Annotated in this window: 20 protein-coding genes; 9 read left to right on the top strand and 11 right to left on the bottom strand. The window is 37.9% G+C overall.

The window, feature by feature from the left end:
- Positions 1–74 precede the first annotated feature (74 nt).
- Positions 75–296: a YneF family protein gene (locus MHH95_RS09740; protein WP_191698245.1), complete on the bottom strand. Its 222-nt coding sequence runs from the start codon at positions 294–296 to the stop codon at positions 75–77.
- Between the two features lie 212 nt (positions 297–508).
- Here MHH95_RS09740 and MHH95_RS09735 point away from each other — a divergent pair, with 212 nt between their 5' ends.
- The 6 genes from MHH95_RS09735 to MHH95_RS09710 all read left to right on the top strand — a co-directional run bounded on the left by MHH95_RS09735 (position 509) and on the right by MHH95_RS09710 (position 4,209).
- Positions 509–859 carry a lmo0954 family membrane protein gene (locus MHH95_RS09735; protein ID WP_191698246.1) on the top strand — a complete coding sequence of 117 codons (351 nt, stop codon included), beginning with the start codon at positions 509–511 and terminating at the stop codon, positions 857–859.
- Between the two features lie 13 nt (positions 860–872).
- Positions 873–1,499: a PspA/IM30 family protein gene (locus MHH95_RS09730; protein ID WP_191698247.1), complete on the top strand. Its 627-nt coding sequence runs from the start codon at positions 873–875 to the stop codon at positions 1,497–1,499.
- Between the two features lie 67 nt (positions 1,500–1,566).
- Positions 1,567–2,238: a cell wall-active antibiotics response protein LiaF gene (liaF, locus tag MHH95_RS09725; RefSeq protein ID WP_340727372.1), complete on the top strand. Its 672-nt coding sequence runs from the start codon at positions 1,567–1,569 to the stop codon at positions 2,236–2,238.
- Positions 2,235–3,260, top strand: a complete 1,026-nt coding sequence (locus MHH95_RS09720) for a sensor histidine kinase (protein ID WP_340727371.1) — start codon at positions 2,235–2,237, stop codon at positions 3,258–3,260. Before liaF ends, MHH95_RS09720 begins: the two co-directional genes overlap by 4 nt.
- Positions 3,253–3,882: a response regulator transcription factor gene (locus tag MHH95_RS09715; protein ID WP_191698250.1), complete on the top strand. Its 630-nt coding sequence runs from the start codon at positions 3,253–3,255 to the stop codon at positions 3,880–3,882. The genes MHH95_RS09720 and MHH95_RS09715 overlap by 8 nt, the downstream gene beginning before the upstream one ends.
- Positions 3,883–3,894: 12 nt before the next feature.
- The gene (locus tag MHH95_RS09710; RefSeq protein WP_340727370.1) at positions 3,895–4,209 is read left to right on the top strand and encodes an acyl-CoA dehydrogenase; all 315 of its coding nucleotides are present in this window, start codon (positions 3,895–3,897) and stop codon (positions 4,207–4,209) included.
- 313 nt (positions 4,210–4,522) lie between these two features.
- Here MHH95_RS09710 and MHH95_RS09705 read toward each other — a convergent pair whose 3' ends face one another.
- Both MHH95_RS09705 and MHH95_RS09700 read right to left on the bottom strand, forming a co-directional pair.
- Positions 4,523–5,215, bottom strand: coding sequence for a tetratricopeptide repeat protein (locus MHH95_RS09705; protein ID WP_340727369.1), 693 nt, complete (start codon positions 5,213–5,215; stop codon positions 4,523–4,525).
- Positions 5,216–5,304: 89 nt separating this feature from the next.
- Positions 5,305–5,634 (bottom strand): heme oxygenase, encoded by a 330-nt coding sequence (locus MHH95_RS09700; RefSeq protein WP_191698253.1) that lies wholly within the window; start codon positions 5,632–5,634, stop codon positions 5,305–5,307.
- Between the two features lie 127 nt (positions 5,635–5,761).
- On the opposite strand from MHH95_RS09700, the gene MHH95_RS09695 reads away from it, so the two are divergent.
- On the top strand, positions 5,762–7,204 hold the full coding sequence (locus tag MHH95_RS09695; protein ID WP_340727368.1) for a bifunctional metallophosphatase/5'-nucleotidase: 1,443 nt from the start codon (positions 5,762–5,764) through the stop codon (positions 7,202–7,204).
- Positions 7,205–7,258: 54 nt separating this feature from the next.
- Here the strand turns inward: MHH95_RS09695 and MHH95_RS09690 are convergent, their stop codons facing one another.
- Together MHH95_RS09690 and MHH95_RS09685 are read right to left on the bottom strand one after the other, a co-directional pair.
- A complete protein-coding gene (locus MHH95_RS09690) occupies positions 7,259–8,488 on the bottom strand; it encodes a hypothetical protein (RefSeq protein WP_340727367.1) in 1,230 nt (409 codons plus the stop codon).
- Positions 8,475–9,005 carry a sigma-70 family RNA polymerase sigma factor gene (locus MHH95_RS09685; protein WP_340727366.1) on the bottom strand — a complete coding sequence of 177 codons (531 nt, stop codon included), beginning with the start codon at positions 9,003–9,005 and terminating at the stop codon, positions 8,475–8,477. The genes MHH95_RS09690 and MHH95_RS09685 overlap by 14 nt, the downstream gene beginning before the upstream one ends.
- Before the next feature lie 176 nt (positions 9,006–9,181).
- Here MHH95_RS09685 and MHH95_RS09680 point away from each other — a divergent pair, with 176 nt between their 5' ends.
- Positions 9,182–9,712, top strand: a complete 531-nt coding sequence (locus tag MHH95_RS09680) for a hypothetical protein (RefSeq protein ID WP_340727365.1) — start codon at positions 9,182–9,184, stop codon at positions 9,710–9,712.
- A 19-nt stretch (positions 9,713–9,731) separates the two neighbouring features.
- The gene (locus MHH95_RS09675; RefSeq protein ID WP_340727364.1) at positions 9,732–11,270 is read left to right on the top strand and encodes a flotillin family protein; all 1,539 of its coding nucleotides are present in this window, start codon (positions 9,732–9,734) and stop codon (positions 11,268–11,270) included.
- Positions 11,271–11,770: 500 nt separating this feature from the next.
- On the opposite strand, the gene MHH95_RS09670 is transcribed toward MHH95_RS09675, so the two are convergent.
- From MHH95_RS09670 to cobS, 6 genes are all read right to left on the bottom strand, one after another.
- Positions 11,771–12,841, bottom strand: coding sequence for a branched-chain amino acid aminotransferase (locus tag MHH95_RS09670; protein WP_340727363.1), 1,071 nt, complete (start codon positions 12,839–12,841; stop codon positions 11,771–11,773).
- 144 nt (positions 12,842–12,985) lie between these two features.
- A complete protein-coding gene (locus MHH95_RS09665) occupies positions 12,986–13,657 on the bottom strand; it encodes a hypothetical protein (RefSeq protein ID WP_340727362.1) in 672 nt (223 codons plus the stop codon).
- On the bottom strand, positions 13,654–14,148 hold the full coding sequence (locus tag MHH95_RS09660) for an ECF transporter S component (RefSeq protein WP_340727361.1): 495 nt from the start codon (positions 14,146–14,148) through the stop codon (positions 13,654–13,656). The genes MHH95_RS09665 and MHH95_RS09660 overlap by 4 nt, the downstream gene beginning before the upstream one ends.
- On the bottom strand, positions 14,135–14,563 hold the full coding sequence (locus tag MHH95_RS09655; RefSeq protein ID WP_339215670.1) for an adenosylcobinamide kinase: 429 nt from the start codon (positions 14,561–14,563) through the stop codon (positions 14,135–14,137). Before MHH95_RS09655 ends, MHH95_RS09660 begins: the two co-directional genes overlap by 14 nt.
- On the bottom strand, positions 14,515–15,111 hold the full coding sequence (locus tag MHH95_RS09650) for a histidine phosphatase family protein (RefSeq protein WP_340727360.1): 597 nt from the start codon (positions 15,109–15,111) through the stop codon (positions 14,515–14,517). Before MHH95_RS09650 ends, MHH95_RS09655 begins: the two co-directional genes overlap by 49 nt.
- Positions 15,084–15,866, bottom strand: a complete 783-nt coding sequence (gene cobS, locus MHH95_RS09645) for an adenosylcobinamide-GDP ribazoletransferase (RefSeq protein ID WP_340727359.1) — start codon at positions 15,864–15,866, stop codon at positions 15,084–15,086. The genes MHH95_RS09650 and cobS overlap by 28 nt, the downstream gene beginning before the upstream one ends.
- Positions 15,867–15,869: the final 3 nt, after the last annotated feature.

Here is a 15,869-nt window from a genome sequence, read left to right as displayed (position 1 = left end):
AATAAAGGATTAAATTTTTGCAAAACAAAAACTACCTCCATCACTCTTAAGAATGTAAAAGGTAGCTTAATTTATTATTTATCTTGGAACTTGTTCATTTGAGACATCATTTGACGTACTTGTTTTTCCGACGGTTTACGTCCCATTTGCGCCATCATCACGCGAATCATTTGTTCATTAATTGGCGGGTTCTCTTTCAAATACTTCATCATATATTGACGAGCTGCGTAGAAACCAATTGCCACGCCCCCGATAAGAGCTGCGATTACGATAATAATCCAAATCCATGTTTGCATACTGTCCAACCTCCTCCATTACATATGTACCGAGAAAAACTCTCCAACAAGCATTATACAATAAAAGTTATTACGTTTCTATATATTTAATTTGAGTTATATGTCTGAGTTCCTATCAGCCTCCAGACCTAGATGAAAATACAGTTGCAGGTCGTTATTAAATTTCAGTAATTAACGTAACATGAAGTTATCAAATACAAGGAGGAACACACATGAAAAAGTTTTTCTTATATTCAGCTGGTTTCATCGCAGCAATTATTGCGCTTTGCCTATTGGTACCAGTAGTCGGACTATTATTATCAGGCGCACTTTTAGCAGCCGGTCTACATTATTACACGGGAAGCAAGTCTACATTTGGAAAAGTAATGAGTTTAGTTGTTGCATTTGTAGGATTAATTAGTGCAATTTCAAACATTCCCGGTTTTATTGGTTTAGTGGCAATTGGTATTATTTATTATATTTACAAATCACGTAAAAATGAGAAGGTTGAAATTTTTACAAGCAATAAAGAAGAGGATCCATTTACGAACTTTGAACGCGAATGGGCACATTTAAACAAATAAGGGGCGAAACAAAATGAAAAATTTATTCACAAAATTTAAATACTCGATTCAGGCGGACTTACATGATCTATTTGATAAAAAAGTAGAAAAAAATCCAATTAAAATGTTAAACCATTACATTCGCGAAGCAGAAAAACAAACGGAGCATACAGGCAAACTACTTGCACGTCAGGCACAGTTAAAAAAGGAATTGGAATTACAGCTTTCACAAACAGCCGAGATGCTTGAAAAACGAGAAAAGCAATTACACTTAGCACAGGCTACCGAGGAAGTAGAACTCATTACCTTTGCACAGGAAGAAGTTGCTGCCTATACAACACGTAAGCACACATTGCTGACAAGCATTGATGCAGCAAACGTTGAATACTTTGCATTGGAACGCAAATTTGAAACAATGAAACATAAAATTAAAGATATGAAAGTACGCCAACTTCAGTTGATGGGGAAAGAAAATGTTGTACGTGCCAACCATCAGATGGACAAAGTGTTAACTTCTAATAACAATGAAAACTTCGATGAACTTTCGACATACATCGATGAGCTCTCTCAAAATATCGAACGCAAATATGAAGTGACATCATTTGAATCTCGTTTAGCTCAGTTAGAAAAAGAACAAAAGCTCATTGAACAACCAAAATAATGCTATAATGTTTTAAAGGAGAAGGCACCGTGCTTTCTCCATTTTGCTCGTTTTAGGAGGAGGCAATATGCCGAAAATCACGTCAGATCAGCTTACGATAATCGTTATTAGTATGGCACTTGTCGTTTTGATCGAATTGACACTATTCAATAATATCAGTGTATTTTTACTCATTGTCGGTGCAATTCTATTATTCTACAGCTTTAAAAAGAAAAAACAATACACACTCTGGGCCGGTCTCATTTTAATATTCTTTGCAGTAATTCATCTATGGACATTACGTCTTTTCATCATCGGTACATTAATTTTTTTACTTTACCAATACTTAACGAAAAAAGAACAAATTATAGAAATCAAACAAGTAATTGATACGATCGGAAAAAATAAATTGATTGGTACTACGGGTATCCCGACAGAAAGTTACCAATGGCGTGACATTCACATTCAACGCTTTATTGGAGATATTACAGTTGATACGACAGAAACGATTTTGCCACACGGAAAATCAATTATTGTCATTAATCAATCACTAGGGAAAGTGCGGATTACTGTCCCGTATGAAATATCGCTTCAACTCCACTATTCTACGATATATGGTGAGGCCAATTGCTTACACTTCTCGCCTAAGCAATGTATAAATGAGCAGCTCTACTTTGAAGATGGCGATCCAGATGCAAAACGTGTACTCGTACTGTACGTTACTACCTGGATAGGCGATGTGGAGGTGCAACGCGGATGATTGCATTTATAGCTCGATTTTTTGTACTCATTTTAATTTTTGCCTCTTTTACAATGAATATATTAATTTTTGTACTTGGACAGCCAGAAGAAGAAACGTGGCGCTTTTTATGGGAAAATGGTGATTATGACATTCCATTGCTTGGGATTATCGCCATTAGCGCTACCGGTATTAGCTTCTTCATTGCATTATGGATGGCTGTCGCCGTGAAAATGAAAGAAAATCAGACAACAAGGATCGTCAAAAAAATTGCAGAACCTGATTTTGCCCAGAAATTAAAGAAAACTAACGGTTCTTTAAATAAAGCATTGCGCGATGCCAACGAATTAATCGATACCCAGCGTGCATCTCTACAACGACTTTCCCATGAGAAGGTCGAAACGAATGATGCAATTGTTCAGGAGCGCCTTCTTGCAGAACGTCAACGTCTAGCCCGTGAACTCCATGATTCTGTATCGCAACAGCTTTTTGCAGCTTCCATGCTATTATCTGCCCTGACAGAACAGCAGCAAGACGAACACGCCCAAAAACAGTTGGCACAAGTTGAAAAAGTCGTCCAGCAAGCCCAGCTTGAAATGCGGGCATTACTCCTGCATCTACGCCCCATTGCTTTACACAATAAGAGCCTGGCAGAAGGATTGGAAGATTTAATTGTTGAATTACAGGAAAAAGTCTACTTTAATATTGATTATCAAATAGAAGAAATCAATTTATCTAAAGCGGAGGAAGACCATTTATTCCGTATTGCACAAGAGGCATTATCCAATACTTTAAGGCATGCTAAAGCGACAGAGGTTGAACTGCTTTTAATTGCACGTGATCAGTTAGCCATTTTACGCATTCAGGATAATGGCCTTGGTTTTAGTAATGATGGCGATAAAACGTCTTCGTACGGATTAAGAAATATTGCCGAGCGAGCTGTAGAAATTGGGTGTACGTATAAAATCGTCTCCGTTCCAAATGAAGGGACCATAGTAGAAGTAAAAGTTCCGATTAAAAAGGAGGAACAATTGAATGATTAAAGTTGTCATTGTAGATGATCACGAAATGGTACGTATCGGTGTCGCTGCCTATTTGTCGGCTCAGCCTGATATCGAAGTCATCGGAGAAGCAACGAACGGCGAAGAAGCGGTTGAAAAGGTGCTATCACTAAAACCTGATATTGTCTTGATGGATAACGTTATGCCGATAAAAACAGGGGCGGAAGCGACAGCCGAGATTTTAGCGCAGTGGCCGCAAGCGAAAGTAATGATTGTCACAAGCTTTATTGATGACGACAAATTATATCCGGCACTTGAAGCAGGTGCGGTCAGCTATATACTGAAAACGAGTAACGCAAAACAAATTGCTGAAGCAATCCGTAAAACGATGGCTGGTGAAACAGTACTTGAGCCTGAAGCTACAACAAAAGTAATGGCCCGTATGCGCGGTACTGCACCTGCTTTGCACGATCATTTAACAGACCGGGAAATGGAAGTATTACTGTGTATGGCTAGGGGTCTTGCTAATCAGGAAATTGCCGAAGAACTATTTATTGCATTAAAAACGGTAAAAACACATGTAAGCAATATTTTAAGCAAGCTCGAAGTACAGGATCGTACACAAGCAGTCGTTTATGCATTTCAAAACGGCTTAGTTAAGTAAGGAGGTTATACGGTGACATTCACATATGAAAAATTTGCACAGGATGGGACCCTTACATTATTAGATCCCCCCTTCACACTATTGCTGATTTTTTCAGCATTGTTCATTATTGTGTTGCTGCGCTTTGCAATGAATCCTAAAGTTATGTTATTTATTGGTGCGTTAATTATTTTACTAAGTGCACAATTGCAGTCGATTGAAGGCATTTTGGCAGATGAACTTAATTTAGCCAATTCACCGAAGAATTTTTACTTTTTTATTGCAATCGTCGTGATACAAGTTGGATTGATAGTATTTGCGTTTGTGAAGGACAAAAAGAAGAAATAGCTGATAGTGGAAAAGGCTGTCTGGAAGGGATTTTTAAGTCCTTTTCAGATAGCTTTTTTTCTCGTTTCACGATATTAGAAGTTTTCACAGTTTATTAGAACATTCGGCGGGGATTTTAGAACTTCGGCGGAAGCTATTTGAACATCAGATACCTTTATTTGAAAATCTTAGAGATATATTAGAAGATCAAAACGATATTAGAACTTTTTTAAGTTTATTAGAAAGTCACGGACCGATATTAGAACTTTTTCAACAAGAATAACTCACGAACCTGCTTATTGAAACCGTTCGTGAGCGCGATTTTATTACCTACCTAGTTGAAAAGATATTCCTTTAAATTTTCCAACGTTGAATCGATACCATTGCGAAGAGATGCTTGATCTTCGCGGCAAGTCTCGATCGCCTTTTCAATAGTAACGAGTGCTTGCTCTAAAAATGGCTCGGCATTTAAGTCTTTATAAAGTCTTGTTAATACAAGTGCCTTATTCCAGTGCCACCGGGCGTTTTCCGGATCCAAGTCAATGGCCCGTTCTATGTAAACCATTACCTCAAAAGGAGACCAATTAAAGCGGTTCATCGTCTGACCTGCTATTCCGTAATAAAGTGCTTTATTCGGATTATGCTTTACTGCCTCGATAAAACAGTGGACACTTTCATCATATTGATGTGCCATTAAAAACAAATGCCCCTGTACATAAAACGACTGTGCTTTTCGTTTATCATCAGCTGTTCGTGCATCGTGCTCAAGCTGCTTCACTTTAGCTGCAAATTCCTGTTCGTCTTTAATGCTTCGCAATTGTTCTAGTTCATCATTTTCTTCATAGCTTTCATTGGCACGTTCAATACTTTGCGTATGTTGCCCAGTCGGCTTAGGGAAGTTTTCATACTCGTATTTTTTAAATAAATTTAAAAATTGTGTAGCTAATGCGTCATTGCCGTCCTGTAACTGACGTTTAGCCTCTTCATAGCATTTTAAAAATTGCCCGTCATAAAAATATTTTTCCATTAATAACACGAAAAGCACCTTCCTAATCTTGATGAATCATCGTATGAAAAAGAAGCGCCCTAATCATCATTAGGACGCTTTTTTTAAACTTATTTTGAAATAGTGCCTGCTACTTCAGCAATAATAATTTCTGAACCTAGCATTGGAGAGTCGCCTTGCTCACCATGACCTTGTCCTTCAGATGGACGTTTATGTGATTCTTTAAATGCATCACTTTCACGCCATACTGAGAAGCTTTCTTTTGAATCCCAGTACATTACAACACTCATTTCATCATACTCTTCAAATTGAGTCGAAACTAATACTTCAACCTTTTGGAATCCTTCAAACTGTTGTAATGGACCCGGTTGCACAAATTTTGGCGCCATCATTTCGGCAAAGCCTTTTTTTACTTTGATGCGGTTTGTTACTGTAATCATTATTCCAACTCCTAAAATTTAAAAGTAAGTGTATTCACTTTTTATTAAAGCACTTTCATCACTGTTGCGCAATAATTCACACACGCTATAATGAAGGAAAATGAATAGTTGAAGGAAGTTTTTACATATGCAGTTTTCTATTATTGCCACTAGTGACATACATGGCCATACAGAGCGGTTTTCACAGCTTGCTCAAATGATTTCAAAAAGAAAGCCTGCATTGTTAATTGATAACGGTGATTTTCTTCAAGGAAGCCATTTAAGCTACTATTACGACCATGTTATACATAAACAACATCCTCAAATAGAGCTGGCTAATGCGCTCGGTTACGATGTTGGCATTTTCGGAAATCATGAATTTAATTATCCACTCGAAAAAGTGCGGAAAATACAGAAAGCCAGTAACTTCCCGTGGATAGCTGCCAATATTACGGGCTTTGCAAAACCGTATTTTATAAAGGAAATTCACGGACTACGGATAGCGGTAGTAGGCGTTGTGACACATTTTACGAAGCTTTGGGATGAAACCAACACGATAACGCATTTACATTTTGAACAGGCATTTGTAAGTGCGAAAAATACGGTGAAGTACGTACGGGAAATTGAAAAAGCCCATTTCGTAATTTTAAGCTATCATGGCGGTTTTGAACGGGATTTACATAATGGGAATCAAATTGATCTTGAACATGGTGAAAATGAAGGCTATCGCATGCTTTATGAAATTGATGGTATTGACGTATTTATTACAGGCCATCAGCATTTGGAAATCGCGACAAAGATTAACGGGATTTCTGTCGTACAGCCTGGAGCGAATGCACATTGCTTTGCTCAAATCGATGTAACGCTAGAAAATGACCAAATAATTCATGAACCATCTCTTGTTCACGTGGATTCAAGCCTACCAATACAGTCCTTTCCCGAATTTAACGACTGGAAAAAGGAAGTAATAGGTAGCACAGAAAACGATTTAACATACTCGGATTTCTTTACTCCGCGCATAGCATCATCATCGTACACGCAATTGATACATGACATGCAGCTTCATTATTCAGGAGCTCAGATTTCAGTCATTGAACTCCCTTACCATTCATCAGGCGGCTTTCAAAAAGTTATAACGCGGGAACAAGTTATACACAATATGCCGCGTGCCAATCGTTTGTTCGTTGTTGAACTGACTGGAGCTGATATTCGCAAAGCAATTGAACAAAGCGCAGCCGTCTTCGCACTGAATAACAAAGGTGAAGTCGATTTTAGCCTTTCTGTTTTTTATCCAGAGCCACAGCCTTATATTTATGATTTATGGGGTGGCATTGACTATGAAATCGATTTAAGTAAAACATTCGGACAGCGTGTTGTTAAGCTGAACTATAATGGTTGCCCTATACAAGACGATTTATTGTTTGAAGTAGCGGTCAACAGCTACCGTGCAACAGGTGCCCATCATTTCCACATGTTTAAAAAACAGCCTATTCGTGAATCAAAAAAATTCATACCTGACTTAATGATGGAATATATTGAACAGAACAGCCCATTAACAGTAGAGCTAAAAAACTTTTTTATAATGAAATAAATGCTCAAAAATAGCGTATGTCGCTTCGAACAAAACGACATACGCTTTTAATTGCTACCTTACTATTTCCCCATTGGCATCATAAAACTTCAATCCAAAACTCGTATTTCTTTGAGGTAGATAGATCGCTTCAATCGCAGCTTTCCCCTGCTCCACCTGAAATTCTATATCATTTCCACCATGATCAATCAACACCCCTTTAGTTATCGGGTGCCCTTCTGTAAATGCCATCACATAAATTGCTTGACCATCATTACGAACATGAAAAATATCTCTTATTACTGATACATCTTCACCTGGTACAGAAATATTAAGATCAGTAAATTGATAGTAATTATCCCCTTTTTGAAATCTCACCAATATATGCTGGTTTTGCCGTTCTTTGATTAATGCAAAACGGCTGTTATCAAATGTTGCTGCCGTAATGAATTGAGCTTGATCAGTAGGTAACCCCGCCTCTTTTATTGCTTTTATACTCGATATTGATAAAGTCGTTTCATCATTTGCATAAAAAAGAGGAAGCGGTTTAAAAAAGATTATTAATGTTGCAATTACGATAAATACATTCGATAATGTAGACCATAAATGCTGACGCTTTATAATATTTTTTATAATGAAAAACATACTAAGAATATACATACATACGATGATAGTTTGTAGCGTACGATTGGCTAAGAAAAAATTACGGTTTGCCGGAATCTGTTCATATTTCAAAGGTTGGTACCCGGCTAAAACATGTGCATCTAATACCGGAACTAATTCGGGTAATTGCTGAAAATCTCTTACTTGTGCATAGGCCGTCGCTACTTCTGAAATACTATGGGGCTCCAATATTAATTGTCGCATATAAAATAACAACGTTGCATAAAGTATACCTTGTTCCTCAGTTACATCAGGAATCTCATATGTTGAATTAGTAATATGCTCAAAAGCAAGCTGCAATTTCCAATCACTCGACCGCAAATATTCTAATCGTTCTGCTGCTGTTATTTCTCCATCCTCTATAATTGTTTGAAATTGAAGTTTTCTTTCCATCATTTCGATGACTGCATCCTGTACTTCGACTTTACTTGAAATACTAGCTGACATTTTCAATTCAGGATCCTGCTCATTAATCGTCAAAAAAATGAATAAAAAAATCGTAAATGTTACTACCGTTGAAATAACGACAGGTAACATCGTTTTACGTTGCTCACGCACTTTTTGCTGTGTTTCCAACTTTTTTAATTTTGATAAACCGTGTCCTTTATAAGATTCCTTCAAGGCTTCTTTAATTGGATCCATATAGTTCACCTTCCCTTGTTAACTCTATGCCTAGCATTTGACGTGCACGACGCAATCTTGTCTTAACCGTATTGATAGGAAGTTTTAAAGCTTCCCCTACTTCTTGTAATGATAATTCTGCAAAATGGTAAAGCACGATTACATCTTTGTATTTTGACGGGAACCCTTCAATCGCCGATACTAATAACTGATTCTCTGTTTGTTTTAACAGTTGACTTTCAGGCGTTTCATCCGACTTCAATAATTTCTGAAACAAGGTCGTAATATGTACTTTTTTGTATTTCCAACTAGCTAAATAATTATGGCAACTATTCACAGCAATTCTAAATAAATAAGTCTTTGAAGAAGCTTCACCACGAAACTTAGGTAACGCTTCAAAATACCGAATAAATGTATCTTGGGCTAAATCCTCTGCTGTTTGCCAATTTTGCACGTATGTATAACAAAGCTGCACGATATAATCGCCATATAAATCCATCGCTTCTTCTAATTTTTGTTCGCGCTCTGACTGATCCATTTTGCACCTCCTTTTTTATCGTATAAGTTAGACAAGTGAGATGGCTAAAAGTTTCAAAAATGTAGAGAAATTATTTTTAACCATCAATATTCTCCCTTTAAATTTTTGTTTTTTCTGAAACCTTTTCCAATTTCATCCGTATTTACTAATACAAAGGACTTAAGGGAGGTGACAACTTGTTTGGATATTCCATTGAAACCATTTATTTAACCATCTTAATCGTCATTGGATGCTGTACGATTCTTTACTTGTTTTTCGCAGATTTTGCAGATGTGTCTATCGATGGACTTCCATTTTTAGATCCGGCTGTTATCCTATCGTTTATTACATTCACTTCTGCTGCTGGTTATCTATTTGAGCGTTTTTCAAGTTTTACAAGCTTCATCATCTTTATTATCGCATTCATTATAGCGTGTTTACTCACAGCACTTCTTTATTATTTCTTGCTCGTTCCTTTACGCTCAGCTGAAGTATCTCTTGCTTATACAGATGAATCGCTTGAAGGCCAGGCTGGAAAAGTCATTGTACCTGTTCCGTTAGATGGCTTCGGGGAAATTGTAATAGAATCAGCAAACGGTATCATTTCCAAACGTGCGGCGAGCTTTCATCATGTAGAAATTCCATATGATACAAAAGTTTTAATTATTGAGATGCGTAATGGTACGGCAATGGTTGCGATTTATGAGAAAGAGGAGTTTCAATTTTAAATTTTAGGAGGAAAAGTTCATGTCAAGTATTGGTGAAATGTCAGGAATTTTAATTGCAGTGGGTGTTGTCGTATTTCTGATTGTCGCTCTTGTAGCGGTATATATAATGAAATACCGTACAGCGGGTCCAGATGAAGCATTAATCGTAACAGGTAGTTATTTGGGAAGTAAAAATGTACATACGGATGAATCAGGTAATCGCATTAAGATTATCCGTGGTGGTGGTACATTTGTGTTCCCTGTATTCCAGCAGGCAAAACCGCTTAGTTTACTTTCTAGTAAATTAGAAGTAACAACACCTGAAGTATACACGGAACAAGGTGTACCGGTTATGGCAGATGGTACAGCTATCATCAAAATTGGTGGTTCCATTTCAGAAATCGCAACTGCTGCCGAGCAATTTTTAGGGAAAGATAAACAGGAACGCGAAAGTGAAGCACGCGAAGTACTGGAAGGTCACCTACGCTCTATTTTAGGATCGATGACTGTAGAGGAAATTTATAAAAATCGTGATAAGTTCTCACAGGAAGTACAGCGTGTCGCTTCCCAGGATTTAGCGAAAATGGGCTTGGTCATTGTATCATTTACAATTAAAGATGTTCGCGATAAAAACGGCTATTTGGATTCTCTAGGTAAACCGCGAATCGCTCAAGTGAAACGTGATGCCGATATCGCTACTGCTGAAGCAGACAAAGAAACACGTATTAAACGTGCACAAGCAGCTCAGGAAGCTCAACAGGCAGAATTAGAGCGTGCTACTGAAATTGCGGAAGCAGAAAAGAATAATCAGTTAAAAGTGGCTGAATACCGCCGCGAGCAAGACATCGCAAAAGCCCGTGCCGACCAAGCTTATGAATTGGAATCCGCACGTGCAAAACAGGAAGTAACTGAACAGGAAATGCAAGTTAAGATCATTGAACGTCAAAAGCAAATCGAATTAGAAGAAAAAGAGATTCTACGTCGAGAAAAGCAATATGATTCTGAAGTTAAGAAAAAGGCTGATGCGGACCGTTATGCAATCGAACAAAACGCAGAAGCGCAAAAACGTAAAGAGCTTGCACAGGCTGATGCAGAAAAATATCGTATCGAAGCACAAGCACAAGCAGAAGCTGAACGTATTCGTTTAGATGGTCTTGCTAAAGCTGATGCAGAGCGTGCACAAGGTACGGCTGAGGCTGAAATTATTCGTTTACGCGGTCTTGCAGAAGCAGAAGCGAAGGAAAAAATTGCAGAAGCGTTTGAACAATACGGTCAGGCAGCTGTCCTTGATATGATTGTGAAAATGTTACCTGAATATGCAAAACAAGTTGCAAGTCCACTTGCCAATATCGATAAGATTACAGTTGTTGATACTGGAGGCGGTGCAAATGGTGGCGCAGGTAAAGTTACAGGCTACGCAACAGATTTAATGGCCGGTCTGCAGGAAACTTTAAAAGCATCATCGGGTATTGATGTAAAAACATTAATCGAATCATACGTCGGCAAAAATGCATTCGAAAAAGCAGCATCCGTTTCTCACGAAAGATTTAACCATGTAGAGGAATTAGTAGAAAAATAATTCAAGTCGATTATATAATCCCTTAACATTCAAAAAGCCACTAATTTATTTTTAATTAGCGTCTCAGATTGTCGACAAAAGGTCTCGAGGGTTCATCTCTCGAGACCTTTTGTCTTTTAACTAGATACTTAACAGAAACAAGTTGTACATTCGTTAATATTTCAAATTATGCAGGCGCATTGATTTGTTTGCTAGTCATCATAGGTATAGTACCTCACTTTATTTAAAGCAATGAATAAGTTGATTGGAGTGGAGGGACCGTGACTCCACCGGGAACCGCACGCGCGGAAGATCCACTAACTAGTGCCTGCCGTTGTAGGCACTAGTTAGTTAGCTGGAGCCGTGCCCGGGGAAAGCATCGGTCCCGGAGTGGAAATCAACGATGTCACTGTTAATTTAATTTTTAAATAAAAAATGACTGTAAACAAACACTCTTTAAGAGTTGTTTACAGTCTAAGTCGCTAATTTATTTTTAATTAGCGACTTCTTTTTTATTTCGATTAAATCTTAACCGTCCAGCCAAATGAATCTTCCATTTTACCGTACTGGATGCCTGTTAATGTATCATATAGCATTTGTGTTACTTCACCAATTTGACCGTTGTTAACAGTAATCACATCATCCAGCCATTTTAATTCACCAACCGGAGAAATAACTGCAGCTGTACCTGTACCGAACGCTTCTTCCAGTGTACCATTTTGTGCTGCAGCGACAATTTCAGAAAACTCGATTGCACGTTCTTCAAGCGGAATATTTTTTGATTTTAATACTTGAATCATCGAGTCACGTGTAATGCCGGGTAAAATACTGCCATTTAATGCAGGTGTAATGACTGTACCTGCAATTTTGAAGAAGATGTTCATGCTTCCTACTTCTTCTACATACTTATTTTCCTTACCGTCTAACCATAATGTTTGAGAGTACCCTTGTTTTGCGGCAAGTTCCGAACCTTTCAAGCTTGAAGCGTAGTTACCCGCTGTTTTTGCTTCGCCGGTACCCCCTACTACAGCACGTACATAATGCTGCTCTACTAAAATTTTAACCGGGTTAATGCCTTCTTTATAATAAGAGCCAACTGGTGACATAATAATCATGAATTTATAGCTTTTCGCAGGGTTTACACCTAAATAGCTTTCCGTCGCAATAATGAATGGACGAATATAAAGAGATGTACCTGGTTCTGTTGGTACCCATTCACGATCCACTCGGATTAATTCCTTCAATGCTTCCAGTGCAAAATCCTCATCGATTGGTGGAATGCAAAGGCGTGCATTAGAAGTATTCAACCGTTGGAAGTTACGTTCCGGACGGAATAATTGTACGTCACCTTGCTCTGTCATGTATGCTTTTAAACCTTCAAAAACCGCTTGTCCATAATGGAAAACCATTGCAGCAGGGCTTAATGTAATCGGTGCATAAGGTTCAATAGATGCATTATGCCACCCTTTACCTTCTTCATAATCCATTACAAACATGTGGTCCGTAAAAATTTGACCAAAACCAAGCTTTTCTGCAGGTGTCTTTTCTTTTTTGTTTGTTGATAACTCAGTTGTAATTTGGTACGTTGTCATAATTCATGCTCCTTAACTTATTGAAATTGATACACTCTATCATACCACTTTATTTTTAGAATATTTAGTATTTTTTAATTTTAAACAAAAAATATTTTTTACTAGCAGTTCTAATAGTTTTCGAGCATATTTCATCATTTAAAATTAATTCATTTCTACAATTTCAGTTAAAGGTGCTGTCATATTATTTTTAAAAGTTTCTTCATATTCTTTTTTTACTGCGACTAGCACAGCACAAGATGGTCCGGCCGATGCTTCTAAATTGATTGCTGCACTGTATTCTTCACCGATAAAGCGCTTAATTTCGGCACCAATTCCTTTTGAACCTGTAGGCCAGATTGCTTCAATGACCCCACTTTGTAACCCTTCGAACAGTTCTTTTAAGTTTGCAATTTTGTGAAGGTTTTCCATTACATCATTACCTACTAGCGGTTCACCGACAACATAATAAAGGCAGTTCTTCCGATCACCGCTAAATTCCTTTTTCCCTATTATTGTTAAGGAAACAGCCGACTGCAGAGCGGAGAAATTCGTTTCACTGGAACCGGTCAATGGTGGCATATTTAACGCCATTTCATTAAACGCCTTTTTAAACCCTTCTGCATACTCATTCCATACGTTGTCACCCGAGAAGTTGGCCATTAATAACTGCACAGGAATTGCCCCTGCACATAACTGCTCCAAAATGGCAGTACGTGCTGTAAAATATGCTGTAATTTCATTTGGTACTTTGACAAGATCATGCTCTTTTGTTCCAATACATCCTGAATTATCGATTGTTACGATTAACCCGTTTACTTCGATCGCGTTTCTCATGCGTTCACCCCAACACGCTGTACTACATTTTTAATGACCGGCATTACGACGATGGCAATGAGACAGTTCACTAATGTTGCAAAAGAAAGTGAAGCAATGGATCCGATATAAAATGCCGGTGAAATAAGGAAGTAAAATGGTAAAGGTGCAATAACCCCATTTCCAATCACAACAAATATCCACTTTGAAATATGCAGTCCTTTTCGATGCATTACAGCGAAAATTGCGACAATAATGAACATCTCCACTGCAATAATGATATGGAAAACACCTAATGGAAAGCCGGATGTAAGTCCTGTTGCAATATGACCGAGTGCTCCTGCTGCGCCTGCGAAAATAGGCGGTAAAAAAATCGCACTAATAAATGCTGGAGCCGAATCCAGTGCCGCTGTTGTAACAACGCCTACCGGTATTTTAATAAAACTTCCAATCGCACACATTGCAGCGATTAAAGCGGTTAAAATGATGAAACGTAATTTAGTTTTGTCCATAATGTGCTCCTTTTAAAATTTGTGGAATACCGTACCATACACGAACAACCGTATGCCCTTCGCTACAAAGCTTTTGGTATAGTCGACCACAAGTATCTCTTAATTGTCGTGCTTCCTTTTCAAGCGGCACTACCCCCCTACTCGTATCTGTACAAATACAAAATACTTCAGCAAGTGTGGAAATTTCAGCAATATGCTCAAAAATCTGTAGTGCAACCTGCTCCTCCGGTAGATGAAGATGAGGTAATACAATCTGTTCGAAATTACTAATAATAAATCGTTTATCTCCAGTTACTTCCTCTATCCGAGGTAATGCCCCTTCGTATTTGGCAAGCTCTTTTGTAGGTAATTGTGCAACTAAATCTTCTACATATGCTCGTTTACCGTTATGTGCGCCTCCGAGTATAATGAACATCTTGCACCTCCTATAAAGTCTTCAATCGAACCCCAGCTAAGCGTATAAATTGTTCGGTGGTTGGCAATCGTTTGCTGAAACGTCTGCTCCGTAATACCGTATTTCGCAAGTAGTATCCGAATGACACCACCATGAATGATTAATGTATATTCTTTCTCTTGTTGTACAATTTCATGAACACCCGTTAAAACACGCTGTTGAAACTGTAAAAAGTGCTCCCCGTTAGGAATTGGCGTATTTACCGGATCATCAATCCATACCCTGTAAATGGGGTTATGTTCTAATTGCTCATATGTACACATTTCAAAATCCCCGAAATGCAGTTCCCTTAAATTTTTGTTTTGATAATATGAAGCATGTGGAAAATAGCATTGCGCTGTTTCACGGCAACGCAATAAATCACTTCCAAATACTTCATTTGTATGGATTGGCATCTGTGCTTGAACCAACTTTAATATCGGTTCATCTGTCCAGCCAATATATTTCCTCTCTATATTCGCTTTTGTTTTCTCATGACGAATTAAATGCAAAGTAATACCGTCAGCCATAGTACAACCTCCAACCCTTCTCCTAAAGCACCGAGTAAATCACCGCTCATCCCGCCAAAATGCTTTTGCGACCATTTCCGGTAAAAGAAAATCGATAGCAACATAACAATAACTAAAATAAATAAGCTGTACATCGAAAAATAAATCCATGCCACCATAAATACTATAGAAAAAACGCTTATGATTAGCATCAATTTCTTTGGAATGATAATGGATTTAAAATAAGCTGCGAGCCCTGTCTGCTTGGCCGTTTGCATCGTTAAAAAGTAAATCAGCATCCCTAAACGTGCAATAAAAGGAATAAAAATAATAAAGGGAATAATCTCTTCATGACCTTTTAAAAGCATTTCATAAATAACACCGATTTTTAACAGCAATAAGCAAAAAACACTGATGACACCGAAAGCACCTGTACGCGGATCATCCAATATTTCCAATCGTTTTTCTTTTTCCCCATAAGAAAAAAAGGCGTCACTCATATCAATCCAGCCATCTAAATGCAGACCGCCTGTTAGAACAATGAACATAATTACGATTAAAATCGCCAATAGTAGACTCGAAATGTCACTATAATTTGAGATGACAAAAATGCCGCCACTAATGATTGAACCGATGAGTAAACCAACAATCGGTAAAAAGGCGTACATCCATGTAACGGACTTTGCATTCATATCAAGCTGCTTCTTAATTGGGATTGCCGAGAAGAATTGCCATGCTAATAAAAATCCTGTAAAGCTATTTTTCAACTTGCCCACTCC

The sequence above is a fragment of the Solibacillus sp. FSL K6-4121 genome (assembly GCF_038002585.1).
GTDB lineage: Bacteria > Bacillota > Bacilli > Bacillales_A > Planococcaceae > Solibacillus > Solibacillus faecavium.
The sequence above is the reverse complement of the archived record's forward strand: the minus strand, read 5'-3'. Positions and strand labels throughout refer to the sequence as shown.

What these genes read in the sequence shown, in the direction of transcription:
- MHH95_RS09690 (WP_340727367.1), bottom strand. Translation starts at nt 8,488, where the DNA reads ATGGATCCAATTAAAGAAGCCTTGAAGGAATCTTATAAAGGACACGGT.
- MHH95_RS09655 (WP_339215670.1), bottom strand. Translation starts at nt 14,563, where the DNA reads ATGTTCATTATACTCGGAGGCGCACATAACGGTAAACGAGCATATGTA.
- MHH95_RS09720 (WP_340727371.1), top strand. Translation starts at nt 2,235, where the DNA reads ATGATTGCATTTATAGCTCGATTTTTTGTACTCATTTTAATTTTTGCC.
- MHH95_RS09740 (WP_191698245.1), bottom strand. Translation starts at nt 296, where the DNA reads ATGCAAACATGGATTTGGATTATTATCGTAATCGCAGCTCTTATCGGG.
- MHH95_RS09715 (WP_191698250.1), top strand. Translation starts at nt 3,253, where the DNA reads ATGATTAAAGTTGTCATTGTAGATGATCACGAAATGGTACGTATCGGT.
- MHH95_RS09685 (WP_340727366.1), bottom strand. Translation starts at nt 9,005, where the DNA reads ATGGATCAGTCAGAGCGCGAACAAAAATTAGAAGAAGCGATGGATTTA.
- MHH95_RS09735 (WP_191698246.1), top strand. Translation starts at nt 509, where the DNA reads ATGAAAAAGTTTTTCTTATATTCAGCTGGTTTCATCGCAGCAATTATT.
- MHH95_RS09695 (WP_340727368.1), top strand. Translation starts at nt 5,762, where the DNA reads ATGCAGTTTTCTATTATTGCCACTAGTGACATACATGGCCATACAGAG.
- MHH95_RS09675 (WP_340727364.1), top strand. Translation starts at nt 9,732, where the DNA reads ATGTCAAGTATTGGTGAAATGTCAGGAATTTTAATTGCAGTGGGTGTT.
- MHH95_RS09665 (WP_340727362.1), bottom strand. Translation starts at nt 13,657, where the DNA reads ATGAGAAACGCGATCGAAGTAAACGGGTTAATCGTAACAATCGATAAT.
- MHH95_RS09700 (WP_191698253.1), bottom strand. Translation starts at nt 5,634, where the DNA reads ATGATTACAGTAACAAACCGCATCAAAGTAAAAAAAGGCTTTGCCGAA.
- MHH95_RS09705 (WP_340727369.1), bottom strand. Translation starts at nt 5,215, where the DNA reads ATGGAAAAATATTTTTATGACGGGCAATTTTTAAAATGCTATGAAGAG.
- MHH95_RS09650 (WP_340727360.1), bottom strand. Translation starts at nt 15,111, where the DNA reads ATGGCTGACGGTATTACTTTGCATTTAATTCGTCATGAGAAAACAAAA.
- MHH95_RS09670 (WP_340727363.1), bottom strand. Translation starts at nt 12,841, where the DNA reads ATGACAACGTACCAAATTACAACTGAGTTATCAACAAACAAAAAAGAA.
- liaF (WP_340727372.1), top strand. Translation starts at nt 1,567, where the DNA reads ATGCCGAAAATCACGTCAGATCAGCTTACGATAATCGTTATTAGTATG.
- MHH95_RS09730 (WP_191698247.1), top strand. Translation starts at nt 873, where the DNA reads ATGAAAAATTTATTCACAAAATTTAAATACTCGATTCAGGCGGACTTA.
- MHH95_RS09660 (WP_340727361.1), bottom strand. Translation starts at nt 14,148, where the DNA reads ATGGACAAAACTAAATTACGTTTCATCATTTTAACCGCTTTAATCGCT.